The organism is Pseudomonas sp. G11, from assembly GCF_029457515.1.
GTDB classification, from domain to species: domain Bacteria; phylum Pseudomonadota; class Gammaproteobacteria; order Pseudomonadales; family Pseudomonadaceae; genus Aquipseudomonas; species Aquipseudomonas gorinensis.
This window is the reverse complement of the sequence record NZ_CP120377.1, coordinates 7349750-7375468: the sequence shown is the minus strand read 5'-3', so window position 1 is coordinate 7375468 and position 25719 is coordinate 7349750. Positions and strand designations below refer to the sequence as shown.

Sequence of the window (25719 nt, the reverse complement as noted above, 5' to 3'; positions counted from 1 at the left end):
TTGAAGGCTGGTTATAAAGATTTACCTATGAGTTCACCTTTTCTCCCTCCTGAACCAGTTGTCGGTGTTTCTAGAATTTTGAGTTTGGGGGCGTTGATTGCATTGTCATTGGCGATAGCTTTATTGATTTTAGTTACATAGTTAATAAAAAAATTCTTACGGTTAATTTCAGTTGTTTTATCTGGGTTGTGACAAAGCCACCATAATACTTGGAATGGCATATGTTTTAAGTGAATATTTAGCAAGGATAAGTAGGCAACTTCGGTAAGTGAAGTGGATGTCCCGACCTTTTCAATGTTTGATGCAATTGCTTGCTCGAGTTGGTTTAGTATGGGTTTTGCAAAGTTGTCTATATAGGCAGTATATATTTTATATACTTCGTGATTTTCAATAAATGCTCTGCTGTTTGGTAGCTGTATCAAGTCAAGCTTTGTACCTATCTTTCTCTCCAGATTTTTTCTTACGGGGGTTTCTGGATACAACATCATAATGTTGAAGTAGTGATCTAAGGATTCGTGTTCGGTCAGTCCGGATTTAACCAAGAATACTAAGTTCTCAATGATTTCTCTTTTTTGTTGGTCGTGATAAAACATTATAAAGTCAAGGCCGACATCTATTCTGTTGTTTTGTAGGGCTCTTACGGCATCAATATTGTTTTGTACAGTGACCTTTTTGTTCATGTAGTCTAGTTGGGACTGTGAGCCGGACTCGACTCCCATCTCGACAAGCCTTAATCCCTGCCTTACTAATTTTGGTAGTTCGGATTGCAATTTTAGAAGATAGCCTACGGTGGAGGAACTGCTCCATGTGACTCGACCTTCGAATAAGTTGTACAGTTTTTCTGAGAACTCCAGCACTCTATCTTTTCGAACAAAAAAATTCGCATCCATCATGTATATGTGTTCGAACGAGTACTGTGTATAGGCTTCTGCTATCCAGTTAACAAGCGTCGTGGCGTCGATGGCTCGCCATTTTGGACCCTCCTTGTCTGCTGCGACAATAGCGCAAAAGGAACATGCTAATGGGCAGCCTCGACTGCTCGTCAATGCTATGGCTTTTCTCTTTTTAGCATCATTTCTATCTGTGAAATAAAGGTTTTGTAAACGTTCTGAGGAGTATTCAAGGAGTGGGTTCTCCCAGTCTGCTGTGGGAAGCTGTATTTTTTCTATATAGGACTCTTTAAGCTTTCCAGATGCGGTAAGCCACACTGCGTTTGGTACTTTATTGAAGTGATTTTTATATATGTATTTTTTTCTTTGTTTTTTTGATTTTGTTTTAAGTGAGGTCTGCGTATTAACTTTATTAAATAGTACTATAAGTCTGGCAGTTGAATGCTCGCCCTCGCCACGTAACGCTAACTCAAAAATCCCTTTGGCCGCACGCAGGAAATCTTCCGCTGCTAGACTTATATGAGGGCCTCCACAGAAAATGAATGTTCCAGGCAAGGCATTTTTTATTGTGCCTCCCCACGTGATTGCTGCTTGCACATGACTGCTATATATTGAGATCCCAACAAGGTGTGGAGCCCAGTTGATTAAATCGGATAGCTCGTTAATATCTGATGTGTATAGATCGGAGTAGTCAAAGATTTTACAAGTTGCATGCTTGGCATTTTTTTTTACATACGCTGAGATATTCTGCAGGCCAAGCGGCATTACTTTTTGTGGGCCTTCGCCGTAGGGTAAAGCTACTAATGCGAGCCGACAGAGCTCGACAGGCTCACTCGTGCGAGTCGCTGAAAAGTAGGGAGCTTTTTTCATAATAACTCCTCGCTTCATTGGCGTTAGCCAGGTTAAAAAAATCTGGATAGCGCTCCGCTATGAGCGCAGACTTTTCGTCAGATTCTAGTGCGTCAATAAACTTTCTTTTCGATATTTTCAGAAGGTGCGTCCCGTTGTGAAAAAAGCAATACCCTAGCTCAGTTAGGCAAATTACTTCGGGCTTCGTTTTTATTCTCATACGATGTTTATCCATCCACTCCCAATAATTGGGCACCGGCTTTACAGTGCCCAATTAGTTAGTGCTTCATTAGAATTCGGGAGCCGTTTTTCCAGCAACCATGTCGTAACTTCCGTCTGATACCGGGGTTAAGGTCTCGACATCAGAGGCCAGTTCATCCAGGTATTCATCATCGTTTTCGTCTTTCATATATTACCCCTTCTTATTTTTGGTTTCTGTTTACTACACAAAAGAGCAGTGGTGTTTAATTTATGAATGGAGATGGCTGTAAGAATAACCAGTCGGATTAATTAAGTGTCTTGTATGCCAGCAAGAAGCTTGGTGGCTCTTATATAAAAGCCCCTAATATTCTGTGAGTCAAATAAAAAATGAAATTTCAGAAATTTCCTAGGGTTTTTGTTTTTTTGTAAGAATGGTCCCACTTTGAAAGATAACTCCTACGTACATGTAGGAAGGGGAGGTTATGCAAATGTAGTCGATTATTTTTGAGTCCCGGAATTTGTTTTATTTTTTTGCTTGCAAAAAACGAATTAATTGCTGGGTCGTTATAGCAAAGCTCTATTAGCCAAGTTTTAAGAATTTTTAAACCGTTACGTCGTGCGGATATTTTTGTGTTGCTCTCTCATGACTCGCCTGTCGAATATGAGGTTTATCCAGACTGGCGAGCGGCATGCACTCGACAGTTCGCCAGCCGCACCAGCAAATTCGAGTCCTACTTCTTGGACTGTAAAAAGCCCAATCCGATCGGCTTCTGCAACCGATACCCAGGTTCCAATTCATGTACTAAGTAAGTGCTTTAACAGCCAATGAGACATATAGATGGAGGAGGGCTTGTCCCTCCCACATTGGGTCTTCAGTGCGCTTACAAGCGTTCCAGTAGTTCCCGGGCGCGGTTGCCGAAGATATCCAGCAGCTTGGCCAACATATGCGGCGGCGGTTCATCGGCACGGGTCAGGGCGTACAGGGTGATCGGCAGCGGTGGCGTGAGTGTGCGGATGCAGGTGGTGGCCGTTGAGGCGCCCAACGCCGTGAACGGATCGATCACGGTCAGGCCGGCGCCCGATTCGACCATGGCGCGGGCCAGGGAATAGGTTTGCACCGAGATGGTCACGCGCGGTGGCGGCTCGACGTTTTCCAGGTAGCTGTCGAGTTTGGCCGCCAACGGGTCGGCGCTGGACAGACCAATCAGCGGTGCCCCCGCCAGGTCAGCCAGTGGTAAGGGGGTGTGCATTTGTGCGTCGGGCCAATAGCCCTTTGAGGCCAATGCCACCAGCACACCGTTGGCCAGCACCTGTGTGGTCAACCCTGGATGCCCGGAGAAATTGAGGGTCAGCGCCAGGTCGATCTCGCGCATCAACAGTTTCTGCACCAGCTCGCGACTATGGTCGCTGGACAGCTCGCAGGCGATGTCCGGGTATTCGCGTTTCCATTCCAGAATCGCCGGTGGCAGCAGCGACAGCGCCAACGCCGGAATAGCCCCGATCCGCACGCTTTGCTCAGGTGCACGGCGCAAACTCTTGGCCAGGCGTCGCACGCCTTGCAGGCTCTCGGTGACTTTCTCGACTTCGCGTTCCAGCGCCAGGGCTTCAGGTGTTGGCTGCAATTTACCGCGCACCCGCAGAAACAGCGGGAAGCCTAACTGTAATTCGGCGTGTTGCAATACTTTGGTCACCGCCGGTTGCGAGACGTGCAGCAACTGCGCAGCAGCGCTGACGGAGCCGGTCTGGCGGATGGCCTGGAAGATTTCGATATGACGCAAGCGCATGGCAGGTTCATAACCTTTGTTTATAGGTGACCCATCTTTATTCATTGTCGGTGGCCTGTCACCTGCCCCTAGGCTTGGCCTCTCTTAATCAACGGTCGGGGGCTGGCATGGCCAAGCAGGTTTGCATCATCGGCGGCGGGGTCATCGGCTTGGCGAGCGCCTATGCGCTGGTGCGCGCCGGCCATGAGGTGACAGTGATCGACGCACGCGACGCCTTGGGTCGCGAGACGAGTTTCGCCAATGGCGGGCAATTGTCCTACCGCTATGTTGCGCCGCTGGCGGATGCCGGGGTGCCGCTGCAAGCGATTGGCTGGCTGCTGCGGGGGGATTCGCCGTTGAAGCTGCGCCCGCGCCTGGACCCCCAGCAATGGCGCTGGATGGCGGCGTTCCTGCGTGCTTGCCGTGGCTCGGTGAACAAGCGCAATGCGGCCCACCTGCTGCGCCTGGCTTCCCTGAGCCAGGACACCTTGCAGCAATGGCGCGAGGATGATCGCCTGGAGGGCTTCAACTGGCGTCGCAACGGCAAGCTGGTGACGTTTCGTCATGCCGCCAGCTTCGAGCATGCGCGCGGCAAGGTCGCCGATATCCTCCAACAACAGGTGCTGTCGGCCACGGATTGCGCGCGCGTGGAACCGGCGCTGGCCGAGGGTGATTTTGTCGGCGGTATCTACACACCGAATGAGGAAGTGGCCGATTGTCATGCCTTCTGCCAGCGCCTGGCAGCGCGGCTTGATGCGTCGGGGCGTTGCCGCTTTTTGTTGGGCCGCAAGGTCACCGCGATTCGCCATGCCGGCGGCGTGGTGCAGGCCATCGAGGTGGGCGATGAGGTGATGCCGGTGGAGCACCTGGTGCTGGCCGCCGGGCATCGCAGCGCTGAACTGGGCTTGCCAGGGTTGTCGCTGCCCCTTTATCCGCTGAAGGGCTACAGCCTTAGCGTGCCGATTGGCGCGCAGCACCAGGCGCCGAAGGTGAGCATCACGGACTACGACCGCAAGATGGTCTACGCGCGTATTGGCGAGCAACTGCGGGTGGCGGCCATGGTGGATATCGTCGGCTTCGACGCCAGCCTTGAGCCCAAGCGCCTGGCGCTGATGAAGCGCCAGGCGCTCGAGACATTTCCTATGGCCGGCGACTATGCCCAGGCGATTGAATGGGCCGGCATGCGCCCGGCCACGCCAACCGGTGTGCCGCTGATTGGCGCCAGTGCCTACCGCAACCTGTGGCTGAACCTGGGCCACGGCGCCCTCGGCTTTACCCTGGCATGCGGCAGCGGCCAATTGCTGGCCGAGCTGATCGACCAACACCTTCCTTCCATTGATATGCAGGGCCTGGCGCCCCGCGCCGCTTGAGGATGCACCGATGACCATCAACCGAATCAGCAGCAATGAGCGTCTCTCGGGTGCCGTGACCTACAAGGACCTGGTATTCCTCTCCGGCCAGGTGCCGGGAGACGCCCAGGATGTGGCGGGCCAGACTCGCGAGGTGCTGGCCAAGATCGATGCGCTGCTGGCTGAAGCAGGCAGCGACAAGGATCATCTGCTCAACGCGACCATCTACCTGAAGGATATCGCGCAAGGGTTTGCGCCGATGAACACGGAGTGGTCCGCGTGGCTTTCGCCAGGCATGGCGCCTACCCGGACCACCCTGCAAGCGGAACTGGCACGCCCTGACGTGCTGGTGGAAATCAGCGTGATTGCAGTACGTCAGTAACTCAAAGACCAACGGAGCATAACAATGAGAACAATCCTGTTGACCGGTTGCACCCTGGGGCTTTTGTTCGGCGCACAGGTTCAGGCGAACGAACCGGCGCTGGGCGGCACGCTGAGCAAGATCGCCAGCGCCAAGTCCATCACCCTGGGGTACCGTGACGCCTCGGTGCCGTTTTCCTATGTGGGTGACCACAGCGGCAAACCCATGGGCTATTCGGTGGACCTGGCGAGCAAGATCGTCGAGCGCGTGCAGCAGAAAACCGGGGTTGCCGACCTCAACGTGAAGTACAACCTGGTGACCTCCCAGACCCGTATCCCGCTGGTACAGAACGGCACCGTCGACCTGGAATGCGGCTCCACCGGGGTAACCGCCGAGCGGCAGAAGCAGGTGGCGTTTTCCTATGGGTTTATCTACGTGAAGGGCCAATTGCTGACCGCCAAAGACAGTGGCATCAACGGTTTTGACGACCTCAAGGGCAAGAACGTGGTCACCACCGCCGGCACCACCAATGAGCGCTTTCTCAAGAGCTACAACGCCGAGCACAAGAGCAATATGTTCGTGATCAGCGCCAAGGACCATGGCGAGGCGTTCAAGATGCTCGAGACCGGCCGCGCAGTGGCGTTCTATATGGACGACGCATTGCTTTATGGCGAGCGGGCCAAGGCCAAGGACCCGCACAACTGGGTCGTGGTAGGCAAAGAGCAATCGCGGGAAATCTACAGCTGCATGGTGCGCAAGGATGATCCGCAGTTTCTCGCGGTGGTCAACGAAACGCTGGGGGACTTGTACCGCTCGGGGGAGATCAATGGGATTTACCAGCGCTGGTTTGAACAGCCGATTCCGCCCAAGGGCTTGAACCTGGAATTCCCGATGACCAGTGAGCTGAAGGCGATCATCGCCAAGCCGGTCAGCGATCCGGTGGAGTGATCACCGCATCCAAATGTGGGAGGGGGCAAACCCCCCTCCCACATTTTTGATTGGGTTCGCAATGGGGGGTTAGAAGTCGCCCCATAACTGCTGGGCGACCGCCAATGCGACCACTGGCGCGGTCTCGGTGCGCAACACGCGTGGGCCGAGGCGGGCGGCATGGAAGCCGGCGCCTTGGGCAGTGTCGACTTCGTTGTCGGTCAGCCCACCCTCCGGCCCGATCAAAAACGCCAGGCTCCCAGGCTTGGCATGGCTGATCATCGGCTCGGCCACCGGGTGCAGCACCAGCTTCAGGTCCGCCTCGACCTGCTTCAACCAGTCCGCCAGCAACAACGGTGGATGAATCACCGGCACCGTCGAACGCCCGCATTGCTCACAGGCGCTGATCGCCACCTGGCGCCAGTGCAGCAGGCGTTTGTCGGCGCGTTCGTCCTTGAGGCGCACTTCGCAACGCTCGCTGAAAATCGGCGTGATGGCGTTGACCCCCAATTCGGTGGCTTTCTGGATCGCCCAATCCATTCGCTCGCCTCGGGATAAACCCTGACCGAGGTGGATATGCAGCGTCGATTCGCTCTGCCCGGCAAAGCTTTCGGTCAGTTGCACGGTGACGCGTTTTTTCCCGACCTCCAGCAGCGTGCCACGAAACTCCTGGCCGGAGCCGTCGAACAATTGCACGGCGTCACCTTCGCCCATGCGCAGCACGCGGCTGATGTAGTGCGCCTGGGCTTCCGGCAGTTCATGGTCGCCGAGGCTCAGCGGGGTGTCGGTGAAAAAACGGGACAGTCTCATTTCTGTTCTCTGGAAAAGTGTTCTGTAGGCGCGAGCTGGCTTGCTCCCGTTCGACTGCACAGCAGTCGCCGGCTGTTGGGGCGCTTCGCACCCCAGGGGGAGCAAGCGCCCTCGCCACAGGAAGCCGGCTCCTGCAGGGGCGCGGGATGATCAGCCCGGATCACGAAAACCTGGGTGGAAGTCCTTCGGCACCGCCACACTGACCTGGCTGTTGGTCGCGATATCGATGCCCTCGCTGGCGACTTCTGCCAGAAAGTCGATCTGCTCCGGCGTGATCACATAGGGCGGCAGGAAATACACCACGCTGCCCAGCGGCCGTAACAGCGCGCCACGTTCCAGAGCATGTTCGAACACCTTGAGGCCACGGCGTTCCTGCCACGGGTAGGCGGTCTTGGTGGCTTTGTCCTGGACCATCTCGATGGCCAGTACCATACCGGTCTGGCGCACTTCGGATACGTGCGGGTGGTCGACCAGGTGCGCGGTGGCGGTGGCCATGCGCTGGGCCAATGCCTTGTTGTTCTCGATGACGTTGTCTTCTTCGAAAATATCCAACGTCGCCAATGCTGCCGCGCACGCCAGCGGGTTGCCGGTGTAGCTGTGGGAATGCAGGAAGGCGCGCAGGGTCGGGTAGTCGTCGTAGAAGGCCGCGTAGACGTCTTCGGTGGTCACCACCGCCGCCAGCGGCAGGTAGCCACCCGTGAGGGCCTTGGACAGGCACAGGAAGTCCGGGCGGATGCCGGCCTGCTCACAGGCAAACATGCTGCCGGTGCGACCGAAGCCCACGGCGATTTCGTCGTGGATCAGGTGCACGCCATAGCGGTCGCAGGCTTCGCGCAGCAGCTTGAGGTACACCGGGTGGTACATGCGCATGCCACCCGCGCCCTGGATCAGCGGCTCGACGATCACGGCGGCGACGGTGTCATGGTTGTCCGCCAGGGTCTGCTCCATGGCCAGGAACATGGTGCGCGAGTGTTCTTCCCAGCTCATGCCGGCGGGGCGCAGGTAGCAATCCGGGCTGGGCACCTTGATCGTGTCCAGCAGCAGCGCCTTGTAGGTCTCGGTAAACAGCGGCACGTCGCCCACCGACATCGCGGCGATGGTTTCGCCGTGATAGCTGTTGGTCAGGGTCACGAAGCGCTTTTTATTCGGCAGGCCGCGATTGAGCCAATAGTGAAAGCTCATCTTCAGGGCGACTTCGATACACGACGAACCGTTGTCGGCATAGAAGCAGCGGGTCAGGCCTTCGGGCGTCATCGCGACCAGGCGTTCGGACAGTTCGATCACCGGCTGGTGGCTGAAGCCGGCGAGGATCACGTGTTCCAACTGGTCGACCTGGTCCTTGATGCGCTGGTTGATGCGCGGGTTGGCGTGACCGAAGACGTTGACCCACCAGGAGCTGACGGCGTCGAGATAGCGCTTGCCTTCGAAGTCTTCCAGCCACACGCCTTCACCGCGCTTGATCGGGATCAGCGGCAGTTGCTGGTGGTCTTTCATCTGGGTGCAGGGATGCCACAGCACCGCGAGGTCGCGTTGCATCCACTGGTTGTTCAAGCCCATCGGGTTATCTCCTCGAAGCGGTCCTGCAACTGGCGCAGGTGAAACAATCGCGCAAGCCTATGCAATGGGCGGGTTTGTCACAACCTGTTATGTATGAATTGGCAGTAAACGCAGGACGGTCTGTCACGTTTCTTCTGGATAGTCCTTAATCCTTGGTTAATTTACTCTTCATACCCTCAAGATCGTATTTCTCGATATTTCAAAGCAAAATTTTCCGCTTTAATTCGATAGGTAAATCGCTAGTCTTGGGCACAGTTCTTACGGGATTAAGTACATGCAGCTACGTAACTCTCCGGCCCGATACGGCTGGGTCAGTATGATTTTGCACTGGGGCGTGGCCCTGGTGGTGTTTGGCCTGTTCGCCCTGGGCTTGTGGATGGTCGGGCTCGACTACTACAGCGCCTGGCGCAAAGACGCGCCGGACCTGCACAAGAGTATTGGCATCACACTGTTCGCCATCATGCTGGTACGTATCGTCTGGCGTTTGATCAGCCCGCCGCCGCCACCGTTGGCCAGCTACAGCCGCTTGACTCGTATCGGCGCCGCGTTTGGCCACGCGTTCCTGTATATCGGCCTGTTTGCCGTGATGATTGCCGGTTACCTGATTTCCACCGCAGACGGTGTCGGGATCCCGGTGTTTGGCCTGTTCGACATTCCTGCCGTGGTTTCCGGTCTACCGGACCAGGCGGACACCGCTGGCGTGGTGCACCTGTACCTCGCCTGGGTGTTGGTGGTCTTTGCCGGCTTGCACGGCGTGGCTGCTTTGAAACACCACTTTATCGATCGTGATGCGACCCTTAAGCGAATGCTGGGGCGCAAAGCCTGATGTTCAACCTCGACTCACAAGGAATAGAAAGCATGTTGAAAAAGACACTCGCCGCGCTGGCAATCGGTTCTGCTCTGCTGTCGGCAGGCCAGGTGATGGCCGCTGATTATGTTGTCGACAAAGAAGGCCAGCACGCCTTCGTTGATTTCAAGATCAGCCACTTGGGCTACAGCTACATCACCGGTACCTTCAAGGATCTGGACGGCAAGTTCAGCTTCGATGCCGCCAAGCCTGAAGACAGCAAGATTGAGTTCAATGTCCGTACCGCCAGCGTGTTCACCAACCACGCCGAACGTGACAAGCACATCTCCAGCAAAGACTTCCTGGACGTGGGCAAGTTTGCCGATGCCAAGTTCGTCTCCACCAGTGTTAAAACCACCGGTAAAAATGCTGCAGGCCAAGTCACTGCTGACGTGACCGGCGACCTGACGTTTCACGGTGTGACCAAGCCGATCGTCGTCAAGGCGACTTTCCTGGGTGAAGGCAAGGACCCATGGGGCGGCTACCGTGCTGGCTTTGAAGGCACCACCAGCTTCAATCGCCAGGACTTCGGCAAGCAGATGGACCTGGGCCCAGCGTCCAACACGGTTGAACTGTACGTCACGTTTGAAGGTGTGAAAGCGAAGTAATTTTCGCCTCGCATACAAAAATGCCCCGCATCTTTGGATGCGGGGCATTTTTTATGGTGCTTTGAAACTCAGCGGTTGCGGGTCAGCAGCGCTGGTTTTTCACCACGAGGACGGCCTGGCAGTTGATCCAACTGCTCCGGTGTCGGGAAGCGGTCGGCTTTCGACTCCTTGTGGATGATCTTTGGCGCCGGGCCACCGCGTGGGTTCTGCACGGCGGGTTCGGACAAGCGTGGCTGGTCGTCACGGGCCGGGCGGCGGTTGTTGCTGCGCGAATCTTCGCGACGCGCCTGGCCATCACGGGGTGCGCCATTACGCGGGCCGCTGCGCTTGGCCGGTGGTGTGCCGGTGGTGCCGCCGCTGCTGTTGCGAGGGCCGTTCTGACGACCGCCCTGCGGCTGGCCGCCACGTGGAGCACCAGCACCAGCGCCAGCACCTTGTGCCGGTGCGCCTGGACGACGGCCACGGCCCTGGGCCGGTTTGGCCTGGGGCACGTAGTCGACGCGGTTACCGAAGTTATCCACGTCGTCATCGAGGAACTCGTCCGGGGCACGATCGGATGCGGCGCGTGGTGGCTGGCTCGGCTGGCGCTGTTCGCGGGCCGGGGTGCCTTCACGGGGTTTCTGCTCGCGGGCCGGGCGTTCGCCACGGCCGTTGGTTGGCGCTTTTTCCTTGCCGCCCTTGTCCTTGCCCTTGTCACGACGGCCACCGCCACCACCGCCGCCGTTCGGGCCATCGCCCTTCGGACCGCGTGGGTTGCGTGGGTTACGCACGTCCGGACGCTCGCGTACTTCAGGCTTTTCAGCCTCGACGGCGCTGGCATCGAAGCCCATCAGGTCGCCATCGGCGATTTTCTGCTTGGTCATGCGCTCGATGCTTTTCAGCAGTTTTTCTTCGTCCGGCGCGACCAGGGAAATGGCCTCGCCCGAACGACCGGCGCGGCCGGTACGGCCGATACGGTGCACATAGTCTTCGTCGACGTTTGGCAGTTCGAAGTTGACCACGTGGGGCAACTGGTCGATATCCAGGCCGCGCGCGGCGATATCGGTGGCTACCAGGATGCGTACTTCACCGGCCTTGAAGTCGGCCAGGGCCTTGGTACGCGCGTTCTGGCTCTTGTTGCCGTGGATGGCGACGGCGGTCAGGCCGTGCTTGTCCAGGTACTCGGCCAGGCGGTTGGCGCCGTGCTTGGTGCGGGTGAACACCAGGACCTGTTCCCACGCGCCGTGGGTGATCAGGTGCGCCAGCAACGAACGCTTGTGGCTGGCGGCCAGGCGGAACACGCGCTGCTCGATACGCTCGACCGTGGTGTTCGGCGGCGTGACTTCGATACGTTCCGGGTTGTGCAGCAGCTTACCGGCCAGGGCGGTGATGTCGTTGGAGAACGTTGCCGAGAACAGCAGGTTCTGACGTTTGGCCGGCAGGCGGGCGAGGACCTTCTTCACGTCATGGACAAAGCCCATGTCGAGCATGCGGTCGGCTTCGTCCAGCACGAGGATTTCCACGTGGGACAAATCGACGCTGCCTTGGCCGCACAGGTCAAGCAAGCGACCTGGGCAGGCGACCAGCACGTCGACACCGCGGGACATGGCCTGAACCTGTGGGTTCATGCCGACGCCGCCGAAGATGCAGGCGCTGACGAACTTCAGGTCGCGGGCATACAGCTTGAAGCTGTCATGCACCTGGGCGGCGAGTTCGCGGGTAGGGGTCAGGACCAGGACGCGCGGTTGGCGCGGGCCGTGACGCTGGGATTTGTCCGGATGACCGTTGGGGAACAACCGCTCCAGAATCGGGAGGGCGAAGCCGCCGGTTTTACCAGTACCTGTCTGAGCCGCAACCATCAGGTCGCGACCTTGCAACACGGCGGGAATGGCCCGCTGTTGCACCGGAGTAGGCTCGGTATAGCCCGCTGCCTCGATGGCGCGGACTAAAGCCTCGGAGAGACCGAGGGAAGCAAAGGACATGAGTAATCCTGTTTTAGTTAGGGCTTGGCCCAAAGGGATAATCTTGCCGGGCGTGAATGGCGCTTAGGGGAGCGCAATCCCGTCCGGTCCTGCTGCGTCTGGCGGGCACTCCACCGGCTCGCGCGGGCTTGAAAGCTGCGCAGTAGCGGGGTTGGGTGCCTTTTTCAAGACCTCAGCGGCCGGGCGTAAGCCTGGCGGGAAGGCCGGAGTATAACAGAGCAATCACCGCGCGCTGCTTTCCTGCTGCTCAACGGTGCGTTCAGGTGCCGTAATGGCAGCGTTTTTGGCATGGAGGCCGCCGTATTTGGCGCTCAAGGCAGTGTAGGCCGGCTCTTGTTTGAAGCGTTTGAGTTCAGCGGCAAAGCGTTGCACCAGCAGGTCCATGCCCGCGCCACGGCGCACGGCGAGGAATTGCTGTTGACGGCTGACCACCAGGGGGGCCTGGCTGACCTTGCCCTCCAGGCCCAGTTGCTTGATCACATGCTGACCCACTCGGCTGTCGGTGATCAGCAGATCGATGCGCCCCAGCAACAATTTGCCGAAGTTGGCTTCATGGCTGGGAGCCGGTTCGCGGGTGAACAGGCTGGAGTCGGTGAATTCGGTGCCATACAGATAGCCCGGCGAGGTGCCGACCGTCTGGCCGCGCAGGTCATCGAGGGTCTGGACCGGGTAAGGGCGTTCGTTGGCGTAGAACAATACGAATTCCACTTCCGACAGGGGCTCGCTGGGATACAGCAGCAGTGCGTCGCGGTCGTGGCTGTGGAAAATATCCAGCGCGCCGTCGGCATGGCCCTGTTCGAGCATGGCCAGGCAGCGCTTCCAGGGCAGGAATTGCCATTCAACATCGACGCCCAGGCGCTGGAACACGATCACCGTGGTTTCGTAGTCCAGCCCGCGCATGGCACCGTTATCGTCGTACACATAGGGCGCCCATGGCTCGGTGACAATGCGCAGTTTCTCGCCATGAGCGGCCAGGCTCAGGCAAGTCAAGAGGGCAACGGTCAACAGCTTGGGGATGACAGACATACCCGGAGGTTACGACGCTCCTGCGCTAAAGAGAAGCTCTGGCGCAAGCTTCTGCGGGCGCTGCTACTTGGCCGGCGAGGTCATCAAGTGTTCGTAGATCGCGGCGCGTCGAGCGCCGAGAATCAGGCGTACCACCGGGTTGGCGAACCAATGCTCCAGCTGGTGGGCATCGATCGGGCGTTTCTGCCGCTCTTCCTGGTTCTGCCGGGCCTTGTCCCACCAAACCGGGCCGCAAGCCTGGTCGAATTCGTTCTCATGCTCGTAGCAGCCATAGAGGATTTCGCGGATGAACTGCTGCTGGTGCTTGGGCAAAAGCAGGGTGATCAGCTTGTACATCAGGCGCTGCACGCGAGGCGGGCGCGGCAGGTGCGCCGAGACCTGGCGAGTATCGGCCAGGGCCAGCGCACTGGTGGGGGCGGCTGCGTGCTTGGCGATCCACGCCTTGACCTTGGCGCGAAACAGTTGCTTGCGGCTCCAGTAATGGTGGATCAGGTCCGGGCACTCGCGCACGTTGACGGTGCGGTAGGCGGCGATCGACAGGCAGAACTCTTCCAGGGTGTAGGCGCCCTGGGCGTGGGGGAACAGTTCGTCCATCAACGCAATGGAGCGATCGAGGATATGCGCGTCCTGTTGCGTCAGGCCCATGACCCCGGAGTTGAGGGTCATCATGTCATCGTCGGCCACGCCCATGTCCAGCAGGCGCTGGTGCAGCGCGGTGTAGAGGACGCTTTCGTGGTTATCGCCATACCGGGTGTAGAACGCGTTGCACAACAGCGTGCCGGGTTGCACGCGCTCGAACAGGTCCATGGGCGAATGGTGGAAGAAGGTGTCGGTGTCGATCAGGATCGCCAGCGGCGACTCTTCCAGCACTTGGCGCAGCGCCACGTGCTTGGTGCGGAAATGATAGCCGTGGGGCTCGCTCCAGCGTTTGCGCGTGGCCTCGTCCAGCGGGCGCACCCGCACCGGCAGCAGGCGATAGGGTTGTGGGTTGTCGCTGAATACCTGGATGTCCACGGCGGCGTCCGGGGTTTCCTGCAGAAACGCCAGTGCGCTGGCGATACTGAATACCGCCTCCTGGTGGTAGGTCTCGGAGCCAAAGACCAGGTAGACCAGTTGCGGGCGGGAAGTCGTGGGCGCTGTATTCATGAACTGCTGGGTTCCGTAGGCATGTAAAACGACAAAGGCCCTCGTAGAAACGAGGGCCTTGGCACAGCCGGACAAGCTTTAGCGTGGCAGCTTGAGGTTGTTCCAGATGGCAAGGCTGGGTTCAGCCTGGTTCAGGGTATAGAAGTGCAACCCTGGCGCGCCACCTTGCAACAATTGTTCACATATCTCGCTGATAACCTGTTCGCCGAACGCCTGGATGCTCTTGACGTCGTCGCCATAGGCTTCCAGTTGCTTGCGTACCCAGCGTGGAATCTCGGCACCGCAGGCGTCGGAAAAACGCGCGAGCTTGCTGTAGTTGGTGATCGGCATGATGCCGGGCACGATCGGGATGTTCACACCCATGGCCCGTACACGCTCGACGAAGTAGAAGTAGCTGTCGGCGTTGAAGAAGTACTGGGTGATCGCACTGTCGGCGCCAGCGTTGGCCTTGCGCACGAAATTCTGCAGATCATCTTCGAAATTGCGCGCCTGAGGGTGCATCTCCGGGTAAGCCGCCACTTCGATATGGAAGTGATCGCCGCTTTCCTCGCGGATGAAGCTCACCAGGTCATTGGCGTGGCGCAGCTCACCGCTGGCCATGCCCATGCCGGAGGGCAGGTCGCCACGCAGGGCGACGATACGCTTGATGCCGGCTTGCTGGTATTGGGTCAGCAGGCTGCGCAGGTCGGCCTTGCTGTCGCCCACGCACGACAAGTGCGGGGCGGCGGGAACTTTGACTTCGCTTTCCAGCTGCAACACGGTGTTGATCGTACGATCACGGGTCGAGCCGCCGGCGCCGTAGGTGCAGGAAAAGAAGTCGGGGTTGTAGCTGGCCAACTGCTTGGCAGTCGCCATCAGTTTTTCATGCCCAGCATCGGTCTTGGTGGGGAAGAACTCGAAGCTGTAGCGACGGTCTTGGGACATGGTCATACCCTTTGAAACTCAGAAGCGTGCAACCCACCTGCACTGTAGGAGCGAGCTTGCTCGCGAAGAACGTCAACGATAACGCGTGCATTCAGGATGAACGCGGTGCCTTTGAGTTTTTCGCGAGCAAGCTCGCTCCTACAGGTACAGCAGGTCGGGCTGGTTACTTAGTAGCGGTAAGCGTGCGGCTTGAACGGACCTTCGACGGTCACGCCGATGTAGTCGGCCTGGGTCTTGGTCAGTTGAGTCACCACGCCGCCGAAGCCGCGGACCATTTCCAGGGCCACTTCTTCGTCGAGTTTCTTCGGCAGTACTTCCACGGTCAGGCGCTCGGCTTTCTGGGCTGGCGACAGGTCGGCGTACTTCTGGCCGAACAGGAAGATCTGCGCCAGTACCTGGTTGGCGAACGAGCCGTCCATGATGCGGCTTGGGTGGCCGGTGGCGTTGCCCAGGTTAACCAGGCGGCCTTCAGCCAGCAGGATCAGGTAGTCGTCGTTCTGTGGGTCGAAAGCGCCAGCGCCGGTACGGTGAACCTTGTGTACCTGTGGCTTCACTTCTTCCCATGCCCAGTTCTTGCGCATGAAAGCGGTGTCGATCTCGTTGTCGAAGTGACCGATGTTGCACACCACGGCGCGCTTTTTCAGGGCCTTGAGCATGTTCGAATCACAAACATTCACGTTGCCGGTGGTGGTCACGATCAGGTCGATCTTGCCCAGCAGGGCCTTGTCGATGCTCGCTTCGGTGCCGTCATTGACGCCATCGATGAACGGCGAAACCACTTCGAAACCGTCCATGCAGGCTTGCATGGCGCAGATCGGGTCGACTTCGGAAACCTTGACGATCATGCCTTCCTGACGCAGGGACTGGGACGAACCCTTGCCCACGTCACCGTAGCCGATCACCAGGGCTTGCTTGCCCGACAGCAGGTGGTCGGTGCCGCGCTTGATGGCATCGTTCAGGCTGTGACGGCAGCCGTACTTGTTGTCGTTCTTGCTCTTGGTCACCGAGTCGTTGACGTTGATGGCCGGGATTTTCAGCTCGCCCTTGGCCAGCATGTCCAGCAGGCGGTGCACGCCAGTGGTGGTTTCTTCGGTCACGCCGTGGACGCGGTCGAGGATCTGCGGGTACTTCGTGTGCAGCAGCGCGGTCAGGTCGCCGCCGTCGTCGAGGATCATGTTGGCATCCCATGGCACGCCATCTTTCAGGATGGTTTGCTCCAGGCACCACTCGTACTCTTCTTCGGTCTCGCCTTTCCAGGCGAATACCGGGATACCGGCGGCGGCGATGGCGGCAGCGGCCTGGTCCTGGGTCGAGAAGATGTTGCAGGACGACCAACGCACTTCGGCACCCAGGGCAACCAGGGTTTCGATCAGCACGGCGGTCTGGATGGTCATGTGGATGCAGCCGAGAATCTTCGCGCCCTTGAGCGGCTGCTCAGCGGCGTACTTGCGACGCAGGCCCATCAGGGCTGGCATTTCGGATTCGGCGATAAAGGTTTCGCGACGGCCCCAGGCGGCGAGGGACATGTCGGCGACTTTGTAGTCGGTGAAATCTGCAGGCGTAATTACAGCGCTCATGAAGAGCCTCCATTCGTAGTGTGCGAATGGGCGCCGTTGTGCGTTTAGTATCAGGCCAGGACAACCAGGCCGGACAACGCCCCATCCGAGCCTGACAGGCCTAGCCTGCTGCAGCGCCCCTCGGACAGGTGGCGGGAGAACGGTATCAACTGAAGATGACCGTTTTGAAGCGGGGGCGATTATAGCCGTGTACGCGGCACTTCCCAAGCCTTTCTGTCGACGACATGAAGATCGCTCATCGGCTTGATAGGCAATGGCGCATAGAGCTTGGGGGCAGGCTCTGCCATGATATTGCCCATCATTTCGCCACGCGCTTTGGAGTGACCATGAACTTTCACACCCGCAAATGGGTAAAACCTGAAGACCTCAACCCCAACGGCACCCTGTTCGGCGGCAGCCTGCTGCGCTGGATCGACGAAGAAGCAGCCATCTACGCGATTGTCCAACTGGGCAACCAGCGTGTGGTGACCAAGTACATCTCCGAAATCAACTTTGTCAGCGCCTCGCGCCAGGGCGACATCATCGAGTTGGGCATCACCGCCACCGAGTTCGGCCGCACCTCCATTACCCTGACCTGCGAAGTGCGTAACAAGATCACCCGCAAAAGCATCCTGACCGTGGAAAAAATGGTCTTCGTCAACCTCGGCGAGGACGGTTTACCCGCGCCCCATGGCCGTACCGAGATCAAGTACGTCAAGGACCAATTCCAGGAAGACGGCATCAAGAATTAATCCTGCGGGTGGCAGTGAACGCTCTTGATAGGCGATAGGTCGTACCTGAACACCGCCCCCCGTTCAGGTATCACCATGGCCACCCAAGAAGACGGCAAGACCCCCAACCTGTCGCAGGAAGAACAGCACGACGTCGACAAAAACCAACCGCCCCGCGCAGCGGTGCTGCACGAAATCATCCGGACCCAGGGCGACCAGGAGCTGGAGCGAAGTGTCGCTGCCTTGTGGTGGTCGGCGCTGGCCGCCGGGTTGACCATGGGGTTGTCGTTGATGGCCATGGGGCTACTCAATTCCCGCCTGCCGGACGGCGAGGCGTTCAAGGTGATCGCCAGCTTCGGTTACTGTGCGGGCTTCCTGGCGGTGATCCTTGCACGCCAGCAGTTGTTCACCGAAAACACCCTGACCGCGGTGTTGCCGGTGATGAGCAAACCTACATTGGCCAACGCCGGACGCTTGTTGAGGTTGTGGAGCGTGGTGCTGGTGGGCAACCTGTGCGGCACTCTGCTGGTGGCCTACGTGATGCTGCACCTGCCGATCTTCGATACCAAGACCGACCATGCTTTCCTTGAAATCGGGCGCAAGATCATGGAAAACGATGCCGGCCAGATGTTTGCCAAAGGCATTGTTTCCGGTTGGATGATCGCGACCATGGTGTGGATGATTCCGTCCATGGAAAGCGCCAAGATGTGGATCATCATCCTGATCACCTACCTGATGGCCTTGGGCGATTTCACTCACATCGTCGTGGGCTCGGCCGAGGTGTCCTACCTGGTGTTCGCCGGTGAGCTGCCGTGGAAGGATTTCTGGCTGGTCTTCGCCGGGCCGACCCTGGCCGGCAATATCATCGGTGGCAGCTTTATCTTTGCGTTGATCAGCCATGCGCAGATTCGCAGTGAAAGCAGTTTGCCGGGCAAAAAGGCTGCGGACCCCAGGCATCCGCAGCAGATTGACAAGGGTCAGTGAGTGTCGGGCGTGGCCTGGGGTTCGCCCTCGGTCACGCGCTTGACCAGCTTGCCGATGCTCAGTCCCTGCAACAGGATCGACGACAGCACCACAATGTAGGTGATGCTCAGCAGCAGGTCGCGCTCCGGGCCCAACGGCAGGGCCAGCGCCAGCGCCACCGAAACCCCACCGCGCAGCCCGCCCCATGTCAGGATGCGAATAGTCCCGCGAGGTACCGTGCGCCAGCGCCGTAGCAGCAGGATCGCCGGGGCCACTGTCAGCAGGCGCGACAGCAGGATCGCCACCGCCAGCAAGCTGGCCGCGAACACATGCAGCCAGTTGAACGGCAACAGCAACAACTCCATGCCGATCAACGCGAACAGCAGGGCGTTGAGCATGTCGTCGAGCAACTCCCAGAAACCGTCCAGGTAGCGCCGGGTCATATCGTTCATCGCCAGCTTGCGGCCCAGGTTGCCGATGATCAGGCCTGCCACCACCATCGCAATCGGTGCCGAGACGTGCAGTTCGGTGGCCATCGCCGAGCCACCGATCACCAATGCCAGGGTCAGCATCACTTCGATCTGGTGCTGTTCGATGCTCTTGATCATCAGGTAGACCAGGTAACCGATCAGCCCGCCAAACACCACGCCGCCGATTGCCTCATGGGCGAACAGCATCGCGGTGGCGCCCACGGTGGGCGTCTCGCCCAACTGTGCGATACCCAGCAATACGGTAAACACCACCACGGCTGTACCGTCGTTGAACAGCGACTCGCCGACGATCGTGGTTTTCAGTGGTTTCGACGCATTGGCGGTACGCAGCACGCCCAGCACCGCAATCGGGTCGGTGGGCGAGATCAGCGCGCCGAACAGCAGGCAGTAGAGGAAGCTCACGTGCCAGCCGAACAGGGCGAAGATGTAGTACGCCAGGCTGCCGATCACCCCGGTGGCGATCAGCACGCCAAAGGTCGCCAACAGGCCGATGGGCCAACGGTAGCTGCGCAGGTCGTTGAGGTTCACGTGCAAGGCGCCGGCGAACAGCAGGAACGACAGCATCTAGTTCATCAGCAGGTCGCCGAAGTCGATCTGGCCAATCAACTGCTGGATACGTTCCTCCAGGCCCGGGTAGCCGAGCACGCTCAGGCCTTGCAGGATCAGCGAAAACAGCAGGGCGGTGACCATCACGCCAATGGTGGGCGGCAGGCCGATAAAACGGAAGTTCACATAGGTGAGCAGGGTGGTGAGGCAAATGAAGGCGGCGACAAGTTCAAGCATCCGGGGTCCTTGGGGAGGTGGGAGAGGGGATTCAACTGGGCAGATGCAGGCGCGGCAGGTGCGCCGAGGCGGCGTTTAGTATAAACAGGCGTTGATACATCACGAATCAATTAAGGAGATTGCATTGGTAGCGACAGCTCTGGTGCTGGTAGCGGCGCTGTTGCATGCGACCTGGAACACCTTGATCAAGTTCAGCGGCGAGCGCCTGCTTGTGATCGCTTGCATGGACACTGTGGCCTTGCTGTTTGTGGTGCTGGCGGTGGGGTTTGTGTCGGTGCCGCCGCTGGACATCTGGCCGTGGATCATCGCCTCGGCGCTGTTTGAGCTGCTCTACCGTTATCTGCTGATTCAAGCTTATCGCGTCGGCGACCTGGGGCTGGTCTATCCGCTGATGCGTGGCCTGTCGCCCCTGGTGGTACTGGCGTTGACTCTGGTGTTCGCCGGTGAAGTGCTGAGCACCCAGCAAATCCTCGGCATCCTGCTGATCCCGTTCGGCATGCTGTGCCTGCTATGGCAGGGCGGTGGTGGCGACCGTTTGCCCTGGTCGATGTTGCCGGTAGTGGCGCTGATCGGCCTATGCATTGGCTGCTATACCTTCCTTGACGGCCAGGCATTGCGGCGTTGGTCACACCCGCTGGATTACCTGGTGTGGCTGACGCTGATCAGCGCCTGGCCATTCCCGTTGCTGGCGGTGGTACGCAAGCGCGCGGCGTTCAACCTGTTTTGGCGCACCCAATGGCGGCTGGGGTTGAGCGTGGGGTTCTGCGTATTGTTGAGCTACGCTCTGGTGCTCGGGGCCATGCAGTTGGGCTCGATTGCCGAGGCTGCCGCGCTGCGGGAAGTCAGCGTGATCCTGGTGGTGTTGTTCGGTATGCGTTATCTGAAAGAACCTTTCGGCCGGCCACGGCTCATAGCCTGTGGGTTGGTGCTGATCGGCATGTTCGTGATGAAGCTCTAACCGTCAGATAAAACCAAAAAAGGAATGAGTGATGACAGCGGCTTTCTGGTGTGTGTTGATTGCAATCTTTCTGCCGTACCTGTGCACGGGCGTCGCCAAGTTCAGTGGCGGCAAGTTCGGCCTCAGGCAGAACCACGACCCGCGCGCTTTCCTCGATACCCTCGAAGGCTTTGCCAAGCGTGCCCACAGTGCGCAACTCAACAGCTTTGAAGTGACCCCGGCGTTTGCCGCGGCGGTGATCATTGCGCACATCGCCGGTACGGCGTCGCTGGTGACCATCAACGTGCTGGCGGTGCTGTTTATCACCAGCCGCCTGCTGTACATCATCTGCTACCTGGCGGACTGGGCGATATTGCGTTCGTTGGTGTGGACGGTGGGCATGGTGCTGATTGCGAGTTTCTTCTTCGTCTCGATCTGACCTGGCTTCGCGGGAGCACGCTTGCTCCCGCGGGCGTGCGTAGCGCTCCCAAAACCGCTGGGGCCGCTGCGCAGCCCAACGGGAGCAAGCTTCCTGGCCACAACGGCCGGTTTCATCGTTGACGTTCAGCGGCTGTCAGCTGCCGGCTGGCGCATCCGGTACCTGCGGCAACGCTGCGCCTTTGGGCCACAGCATCCAGATCTGCCCCTGCTGCTTCATGTTGCCGGCCAGCTCGCCCGCGGCATCGCCCGTGCCCCAGAACAAGTCTGCCCGCACCTCGCCGGTAATGGCGCCGCCCGTGTCCTGGGCCGCCACGGGCCTTGTGATCGGTGAGCCATCGGGCTTGGTGGTCGACAGCCACAACAGGCTACCGAGTGGGATCACCTTGCGATCCACCGCCACGCTGTAGCCGGCGGTCAATGGCACATTCAGCGAGCCGCGTGGGCCTTCGTTGCTGTCGGGGCGGGCGCTGAAGAAGACATAGCTGGGGTTGCTCGCCAGCAGCTCGGGAATGCGCTGCGGGTGTGCCTTGGCCCAAGCGCTGATGGCGCCCATGGTCACGTCTTCTTTTTTCAGTTCGCCTTGTTCCACCAGCCAGCGGCCGATAGGGCGATAGGGGTAGCCGTTCTGGTCGCCGTAGCCGACGCGTAGTTGACGACCGCCGGCCAGCTGGATACGGCCGGAGCCCTGGATCTGCAGGAATTGCAGGTCCATCGGGTTGGTCAGCCAGGCGATCGGCTTGGCGCTGGAGCCTTGGCCATTGATCGTGCTGGCATCGTCATAGGGCTTGAGCACGCGACCTTCGAGGCGGCCGCGCAGGCGCTTGCCCTTGAGTTCGGGGTAAATGCTTTCCAGGTTGACGATGATCAGGTCATCCGGCACGCCGTACACCGGCACATGGGCGCTGGCGGTCTGGGTCAGGCTGCCGGGGTAGACCGGTTCGTAGTAGCCGGTGATCAGGCCGTTCGGGCTATTGTCCGCCGAGCGCAGGCCGAACACATCCAGGCGCTCCTTGAGGAAGCCGCGGATTGCCACGGCATCACCCGGCACTGCGGCCGCCGCCGTGCACGTGGCGCCCCACACAGGGTCGGCCTTGAGACGCTGGCAGGCGCTGCGCCAGGATTCAAACCCGGCCAGCAGGTCGCTGTCGGACACCGCCGGCAACGCTTCCCACGGTGCGTTCACGTAGGTGGCTATGGCATGGGGTTTTACGGTTTCATCTTTGCCGGCATCTTTGCCCGCGTCGCAGCCGGCCAGCAGCGCGATCATCGGTAGAGCCCACGCCAGGCGGCGGCTCCAGGGTTTCAAGGTGACATTCATAGGGGTAATTCCTGAAGCGATTGCCTGCGCCATCGCGCGTTGGGGCAACCCTTATTATTAATAGGGCTATTGGTCTTTTCGGGCGGGGCGAGGATACTGGCCGCCGTTTTCCGTGACCGTGAGCCACCATGACTTTTAAAAAATTGACGGTTGTATTGCTGGCCTGCCTGGCCTTGTCTGCCTGTGGCGGTGTTGACCCCAACTCCCCCCTGGGCCAGCGCAAGGCGATCTTCAAGCAGATGCTCAAAACCGGCGAAGACCTGGGCGGCATGTTGCGTGGGCGCATCCCGTTCGACGGCGCAAAGTTCGCCGAAGGGGCGGTCAAGCTCGATGCCCTGTCCCATGAGCCCTGGAAGCATTTTCCGAGTGTGCGCGAAGAAGATCACACCAGCGCAAAGGACGATGTCTGGCAGCAGCAGGCACGTTTCCAGGAGCTGGCGCGCAACCTTGAAGCGGCCACCGGTGAATTGGTGATCGCCAGCCAGGTGCAGCCTTACAAGGCCGCCAACCTGGGGCCGGCGGTGCAGAAAGTTGAAGATGCCTGCAGCGCTTGCCATAAACAGTTCCGAGACCACTGACCGATTTTACTGGTCGAGCTCTTCCACGGCGTCCTGCAGGTCTTTGCGTGACAGGGCAAGCTTGTCCTTGCGCTTGTTGATCTTGTCCGCGTCACCCTTTTTCATCGCTTTGTCGAGGTCGGCCTGACGACGGCTGACTTCGTGCTTGGCGTCGAGCACCTTGTTTTCGCGTTCCTTCTTCAAGGCGGCGTCATTGCAGTTGGCGGTGACTTCAGCCAGGGCTTTTTCCAGGCCGGCCTGTTGTTCGCTGTTGCCATGGGCCTTGGCCTGTTCGATCTGGGTGCTGATGGCCTGGCGCTTGGCGGCGCAGCCGGTCAGGGGTTGCGTGTCTTCGGCCGCCAGCGATGGCGTGGCCATGAAGCTTGCGACGGTCAACAGGGCAAGGGGGGCTAGAAATTTCATGTGGAGCTCCAAGGTCGCAATCGGATGGCAGGGTGAATTCTGCCGTGGTTTAAAGGTGGCCGGGCCGGTTCAAAACCCGTCTATCCCGGCCACGCGGAGTGTCTCAGCCAACGCCTGGACTTGTGGGTCGTGAAAAAAAGCGCTCAATTGCGCTGCGCGACCCGGGCCAATGCCATCGATGGCCTGCCAGGCTTGGGTGTCCCGGGCGACCAGCGTCTGCCAGCCGCCTTCCAGGTTATTGCGTGCCACGGGCGGTACACCCAGGGCTTTGAGCCATTGCGCGAAAGGCCGTTGCCGCGCGCTGCGAATGCTGTCGAGCAGTCGCGCACGGCTGCGATCGCCGAAGCCATCAATGTTAGCAAGCTCTGCCGCATCCAGGGTTAACCAATCGAGAAAGCCAGCGATTAGACCGGCCTGGATCAATACGTTCCAGGTCTCGCGGCCCAAATGCGGTAACGCCAGGCCCTGGTTGCCGCTCAGCCAGGTCAGGCGCGCGAGCAATTGTTCTTCGCAGCCGGGGTCGAGTTGCCAGCAGCTCAGCGCGTGAAAATCCCGGGCATGGGGCACGGCCATGGCGACTCGGGTTTCGTTGCGCAGGATGACTTCGTCCAAGCGTGGGATCACTTGGCCGGCGAGGCTGATGGAAACCTGGTCGCCGGGGCGGATGTCCAGCGCTTGCCAGCGTTTCAGGGAGCCGACGCTGACCCGGCTGATCTGCCGGTCGTCCAGCCGCACCGGCTCGAGTTCCAGCAACGGCGTGATGCGCCCGGTGCGGCCGATCTTGAACTGCACGTTGCGCACCAGCGCCAGGGCCTTGGCCGCGGGGTATTTCCAGGCGACTGCCCAGTAAGGCGTACTGACCTGCCAGCGTTCGGCGGGGGCGCGCACGGCCTGGTGCAACACCACGCCGTCGCTGGCGAACGGCAGTGGATGGGTATACCAGTGGGTGCGCCAATGGGCTGCTTCGGTGAGGCTCTCGACGGGGTGGCTGTAGTCTTGGCTGTCCGTGAACCCCCAGCGCGCCAGGGTAGCCAGGCGTTCGGTAAAGTCCTCCGGACCCTCGGGCCAGGCCCAGACGAACAGGCCGATTCCGGCTGCATCGGCGTCGCTCAGCTGGCGACGGTTCATCAGCCCGGCCACTTTGCTGCGGGCATTGAGCCCACCCTCTGTCGATTGCACGTGGTCGTCGAGACGCCAGTAGAGCTCGCCCTGCAACACCAGGTCGATGGGTTCAGGCAAGCGTTGGACGATGGCCGGGATCCTGCTGGAAGAGGCTGACCAATCCTGGCCGAGTCGGCCGTCACCGCGGCTGATGACTTGGCTCAAGTGGCCCTGGCGGTACACCAGCGTGACGGCAACGCCGTCGACCTTGGGTTGAATCCAGACATCCTGGCGCACGTGCAACCATTCGCCAACGGCCTGTTCATCCAGCAGTTTTTCCAGGCCCGTATGGGCAATCGGGTGCGGCACGGTGCCGCGTGAACTGGCCAGCGGTTTGTCTGTGGTCGCCGCGGAGGGGGAGACGCATTGGCGCCAGTTGGCCAGGCGCTGGCGGGCCTGGTCGTAGAGCTCATCGCTGATGGGCGAATGGCCGAGTCGATGGTAGCTGTCATCCCACAGGCGAATGTGTTCGGCGAGGGTATTGACCTGCGACCTGGCTTCATCGGGGCATTCATCTGCCCAACACAAAATGGGCAGAGCACTGACTAGAAGAGTGATCACTGAACGCATCATGAGCATCCTTGCTCGAAAAGGGCGCCCAGCCTAAATGATCCTCTCTTCCACAAAAAAGCCCCGGCAGTGCGGGGCTTTTTACCGGGTGTTTCCAGTTACTTGAACAAACCACCCAAGGCTTTCACGGCGTCCGGCTTATCCGCCTTGGCTTCCTGGTTTTGCTGCTTGGCGTCGGCTTTGGCTTGGGTTTCAGCGAGTTTGTTGCAACCTTTGTTGACCTGGTCTTGTGCGGCTTTGAATGCCTTCACTTTCATGGTGTCTTTGCTGGCTTCGGCCGCATCGATTTTGGTTTGCAGGTCTGCGGCTTGCTTCTGGCAGTCGCCGGCATTGCCACCCAGTTGGGAGGTCAGGGCGCCACTCAGGGCGCTCAGGTCGGCGGCGTGGGCCGGCAGGGCGAGCAGGCTGAGCAGAAGGGCGGCGGGGACGAGCGTGGAGATGCGCATGAAAAACCTCAATGTTCGATTGCCTGCGCACTTATCTATCCCGGGCTGGCGCAGTGCAATATCCAATTAAGGTGGAGGGCCCGAGAGGGCGCGGATTCTAGTGGGCCATTATTTGGCCTGCAA

23 protein-coding genes, 1 pseudogene and 1 riboswitch are annotated in these 25719 nt (G+C 59.4%); of the genes and pseudogenes, 10 read left to right on the top strand and 14 right to left on the bottom strand.

Annotated features, from left to right (window positions below; all coding sequences use genetic code 11):
• Positions 1-11: 11 nt before the first annotated feature.
• Entirely contained in the window at positions 12-1760 is a 1749-nt protein-coding gene (locus P2T68_RS34005) for a radical SAM protein (RefSeq protein ID WP_168232799.1), read from the bottom strand.
• Between the two features lie 1061 nt (positions 1761-2821).
• The gene (locus P2T68_RS34000; protein WP_024077873.1) at positions 2822-3724 is read right to left on the bottom strand and encodes a LysR family transcriptional regulator; all 903 of its coding nucleotides are present in this window, start codon (positions 3722-3724) and stop codon (positions 2822-2824) included.
• Between the two features lie 107 nt (positions 3725-3831).
• Here P2T68_RS34000 and P2T68_RS33995 point away from each other — a divergent pair, with 107 nt between their 5' ends.
• The 3 genes from P2T68_RS33995 to P2T68_RS33985 are packed head-to-tail and all read left to right on the top strand — an operon-like array spanning position 3832 to position 6361.
• Positions 3832-5073, top strand: coding sequence for a D-amino acid dehydrogenase (locus P2T68_RS33995; RefSeq protein ID WP_277378855.1), 1242 nt, complete (start codon positions 3832-3834; stop codon positions 5071-5073).
• A gap of 10 nt (positions 5074-5083) precedes the next feature.
• A complete protein-coding gene (locus P2T68_RS33990) occupies positions 5084-5434 on the top strand; it encodes a RidA family protein (protein WP_024077871.1) in 351 nt (116 codons plus the stop codon).
• 24 nt (positions 5435-5458) lie between these two features.
• Positions 5459-6361: a transporter substrate-binding domain-containing protein gene (locus tag P2T68_RS33985; protein WP_024077870.1), complete on the top strand. Its 903-nt coding sequence runs from the start codon at positions 5459-5461 to the stop codon at positions 6359-6361.
• Positions 6362-6430: 69 nt separating this feature from the next.
• Here P2T68_RS33985 and P2T68_RS33980 read toward each other — a convergent pair whose 3' ends face one another.
• Together P2T68_RS33980 and P2T68_RS33975 are read right to left on the bottom strand one after the other, a co-directional pair.
• A complete protein-coding gene (locus tag P2T68_RS33980; protein ID WP_024077869.1) occupies positions 6431-7150 on the bottom strand; it encodes a 16S rRNA (uracil(1498)-N(3))-methyltransferase in 720 nt (239 codons plus the stop codon).
• A gap of 150 nt (positions 7151-7300) precedes the next feature.
• Positions 7301-8707, bottom strand: a complete 1407-nt coding sequence (locus tag P2T68_RS33975) for an adenosylmethionine--8-amino-7-oxononanoate transaminase (protein ID WP_024077868.1) — start codon at positions 8705-8707, stop codon at positions 7301-7303.
• A gap of 274 nt (positions 8708-8981) precedes the next feature.
• On the opposite strand from P2T68_RS33975, the gene P2T68_RS33970 reads away from it, so the two are divergent.
• Both P2T68_RS33970 and P2T68_RS33965 read left to right on the top strand, forming a co-directional pair.
• The gene (locus tag P2T68_RS33970) at positions 8982-9533 is read left to right on the top strand and encodes a cytochrome b (RefSeq protein ID WP_024077867.1); all 552 of its coding nucleotides are present in this window, start codon (positions 8982-8984) and stop codon (positions 9531-9533) included.
• Between the two features lie 32 nt (positions 9534-9565).
• Positions 9566-10162 (top strand): YceI family protein, encoded by a 597-nt coding sequence (locus P2T68_RS33965; protein WP_041161044.1) that lies wholly within the window; start codon positions 9566-9568, stop codon positions 10160-10162.
• A gap of 68 nt (positions 10163-10230) precedes the next feature.
• Here P2T68_RS33965 and P2T68_RS33960 read toward each other — a convergent pair whose 3' ends face one another.
• The 5 genes from P2T68_RS33960 to ahcY form a co-directional block, all read right to left on the bottom strand.
• The gene (locus P2T68_RS33960; protein ID WP_024077865.1) at positions 10231-12123 is read right to left on the bottom strand and encodes a DEAD/DEAH box helicase; all 1893 of its coding nucleotides are present in this window, start codon (positions 12121-12123) and stop codon (positions 10231-10233) included.
• Positions 12124-12345: 222 nt separating this feature from the next.
• On the bottom strand, positions 12346-13149 hold the full coding sequence (locus P2T68_RS33955; protein ID WP_168232796.1) for a transporter substrate-binding domain-containing protein: 804 nt from the start codon (positions 13147-13149) through the stop codon (positions 12346-12348).
• A gap of 63 nt (positions 13150-13212) precedes the next feature.
• Positions 13213-14295, bottom strand: coding sequence for a hypothetical protein (locus P2T68_RS33950; RefSeq protein ID WP_024077863.1), 1083 nt, complete (start codon positions 14293-14295; stop codon positions 13213-13215).
• Positions 14296-14373: 78 nt separating this feature from the next.
• Positions 14374-15219, bottom strand: a complete 846-nt coding sequence (gene metF, locus P2T68_RS33945; protein WP_277378854.1) for a methylenetetrahydrofolate reductase [NAD(P)H] — start codon at positions 15217-15219, stop codon at positions 14374-14376.
• Positions 15220-15386: 167 nt separating this feature from the next.
• Positions 15387-16796, bottom strand: coding sequence for an adenosylhomocysteinase (ahcY, locus tag P2T68_RS33940; protein ID WP_277378853.1), 1410 nt, complete (start codon positions 16794-16796; stop codon positions 15387-15389).
• 21 nt (positions 16797-16817) lie between these two features.
• Positions 16818-16924, bottom strand: a riboswitch (S-adenosyl-L-homocysteine riboswitch).
• 198 nt (positions 16925-17122) lie between these two features.
• On the opposite strand from ahcY, the gene P2T68_RS33935 reads away from it, so the two are divergent.
• Positions 17123-17527, top strand: coding sequence for a hotdog domain-containing protein (locus tag P2T68_RS33935; protein WP_041161043.1), 405 nt, complete (start codon positions 17123-17125; stop codon positions 17525-17527).
• A 75-nt stretch (positions 17528-17602) separates the two neighbouring features.
• A complete protein-coding gene (locus P2T68_RS33930; RefSeq protein WP_024077859.1) occupies positions 17603-18490 on the top strand; it encodes a formate/nitrite transporter family protein in 888 nt (295 codons plus the stop codon).
• On the opposite strand, the pseudogene P2T68_RS33925 reads toward P2T68_RS33930, so the two are convergent.
• A pseudogene (locus tag P2T68_RS33925) lies at positions 18484-19743 on the bottom strand (sodium:proton antiporter). The gene P2T68_RS33930 and the pseudogene P2T68_RS33925 sit on opposite strands and share 7 nt — an antisense overlap.
• Before the next feature lie 124 nt (positions 19744-19867).
• Here P2T68_RS33925 and P2T68_RS33920 point away from each other — a divergent pair.
• Positions 19868-20701, top strand: coding sequence for an EamA family transporter (locus P2T68_RS33920; RefSeq protein ID WP_277378852.1), 834 nt, complete (start codon positions 19868-19870; stop codon positions 20699-20701).
• Positions 20702-20732: 31 nt separating this feature from the next.
• A complete protein-coding gene (locus P2T68_RS33915) occupies positions 20733-21119 on the top strand; it encodes an MAPEG family protein (protein WP_024077856.1) in 387 nt (128 codons plus the stop codon).
• A gap of 135 nt (positions 21120-21254) precedes the next feature.
• Here P2T68_RS33915 and P2T68_RS33910 read toward each other — a convergent pair whose 3' ends face one another.
• On the bottom strand, positions 21255-22439 hold the full coding sequence (locus P2T68_RS33910; RefSeq protein ID WP_102623702.1) for a murein transglycosylase A: 1185 nt from the start codon (positions 22437-22439) through the stop codon (positions 21255-21257).
• Positions 22440-22567: 128 nt separating this feature from the next.
• Between P2T68_RS33910 and P2T68_RS33905 the strand changes: the two genes are divergently transcribed.
• Positions 22568-23017 carry a cytochrome c gene (locus P2T68_RS33905; RefSeq protein WP_024077854.1) on the top strand — a complete coding sequence of 150 codons (450 nt, stop codon included), beginning with the start codon at positions 22568-22570 and terminating at the stop codon, positions 23015-23017.
• Between the two features lie 6 nt (positions 23018-23023).
• Here the strand turns inward: P2T68_RS33905 and P2T68_RS33900 are convergent, their stop codons facing one another.
• From P2T68_RS33900 to P2T68_RS33890, 3 genes are all read right to left on the bottom strand, one after another.
• Complete coding sequence (locus P2T68_RS33900; protein WP_277378851.1) at positions 23024-23419, bottom strand: DUF1090 domain-containing protein; 396 nt, start codon at positions 23417-23419, stop codon at positions 23024-23026.
• 69 nt (positions 23420-23488) lie between these two features.
• Positions 23489-25153: an NAD-dependent DNA ligase LigB gene (gene ligB, locus P2T68_RS33895; RefSeq protein ID WP_277378850.1), complete on the bottom strand. Its 1665-nt coding sequence runs from the start codon at positions 25151-25153 to the stop codon at positions 23489-23491.
• Between the two features lie 95 nt (positions 25154-25248).
• Complete coding sequence (locus tag P2T68_RS33890; protein WP_024077851.1) at positions 25249-25596, bottom strand: hypothetical protein; 348 nt, start codon at positions 25594-25596, stop codon at positions 25249-25251.
• Between the last annotated feature and the right edge of the window lie 123 nt (positions 25597-25719).

Coding starts and splice junctions, on each gene's coding strand:
- P2T68_RS34005 (WP_168232799.1), bottom strand. CDS start 1,760: ATGAAAAAAGCTCCCTACTTTTCAGCGACTCGCACGAGTGAGCCTGTC.
- P2T68_RS34000 (WP_024077873.1), bottom strand. CDS start 3,724: ATGCGCTTGCGTCATATCGAAATCTTCCAGGCCATCCGCCAGACCGGC.
- P2T68_RS33995 (WP_277378855.1), top strand. CDS start 3,832: ATGGCCAAGCAGGTTTGCATCATCGGCGGCGGGGTCATCGGCTTGGCG.
- P2T68_RS33990 (WP_024077871.1), top strand. CDS start 5,084: ATGACCATCAACCGAATCAGCAGCAATGAGCGTCTCTCGGGTGCCGTG.
- P2T68_RS33985 (WP_024077870.1), top strand. CDS start 5,459: ATGAGAACAATCCTGTTGACCGGTTGCACCCTGGGGCTTTTGTTCGGC.
- P2T68_RS33980 (WP_024077869.1), bottom strand. CDS start 7,150: ATGAGACTGTCCCGTTTTTTCACCGACACCCCGCTGAGCCTCGGCGAC.
- P2T68_RS33975 (WP_024077868.1), bottom strand. CDS start 8,707: ATGGGCTTGAACAACCAGTGGATGCAACGCGACCTCGCGGTGCTGTGG.
- P2T68_RS33970 (WP_024077867.1), top strand. CDS start 8,982: ATGCAGCTACGTAACTCTCCGGCCCGATACGGCTGGGTCAGTATGATT.
- P2T68_RS33965 (WP_041161044.1), top strand. CDS start 9,566: ATGTTGAAAAAGACACTCGCCGCGCTGGCAATCGGTTCTGCTCTGCTG.
- P2T68_RS33960 (WP_024077865.1), bottom strand. CDS start 12,123: ATGTCCTTTGCTTCCCTCGGTCTCTCCGAGGCTTTAGTCCGCGCCATC.
- P2T68_RS33955 (WP_168232796.1), bottom strand. CDS start 13,149: ATGTCTGTCATCCCCAAGCTGTTGACCGTTGCCCTCTTGACTTGCCTG.
- P2T68_RS33950 (WP_024077863.1), bottom strand. CDS start 14,295: ATGAATACAGCGCCCACGACTTCCCGCCCGCAACTGGTCTACCTGGTC.
- metF (WP_277378854.1), bottom strand. CDS start 15,219: ATGTCCCAAGACCGTCGCTACAGCTTCGAGTTCTTCCCCACCAAGACC.
- ahcY (WP_277378853.1), bottom strand. CDS start 16,796: ATGAGCGCTGTAATTACGCCTGCAGATTTCACCGACTACAAAGTCGCC.
- P2T68_RS33935 (WP_041161043.1), top strand. CDS start 17,123: ATGAACTTTCACACCCGCAAATGGGTAAAACCTGAAGACCTCAACCCC.
- P2T68_RS33930 (WP_024077859.1), top strand. CDS start 17,603: ATGGCCACCCAAGAAGACGGCAAGACCCCCAACCTGTCGCAGGAAGAA.
- P2T68_RS33915 (WP_024077856.1), top strand. CDS start 20,733: ATGACAGCGGCTTTCTGGTGTGTGTTGATTGCAATCTTTCTGCCGTAC.
- P2T68_RS33910 (WP_102623702.1), bottom strand. CDS start 22,439: ATGAATGTCACCTTGAAACCCTGGAGCCGCCGCCTGGCGTGGGCTCTA.
- P2T68_RS33905 (WP_024077854.1), top strand. CDS start 22,568: ATGACTTTTAAAAAATTGACGGTTGTATTGCTGGCCTGCCTGGCCTTG.
- P2T68_RS33900 (WP_277378851.1), bottom strand. CDS start 23,419: ATGAAATTTCTAGCCCCCCTTGCCCTGTTGACCGTCGCAAGCTTCATG.
- ligB (WP_277378850.1), bottom strand. CDS start 25,153: ATGATGCGTTCAGTGATCACTCTTCTAGTCAGTGCTCTGCCCATTTTG.
- P2T68_RS33890 (WP_024077851.1), bottom strand. CDS start 25,596: ATGCGCATCTCCACGCTCGTCCCCGCCGCCCTTCTGCTCAGCCTGCTC.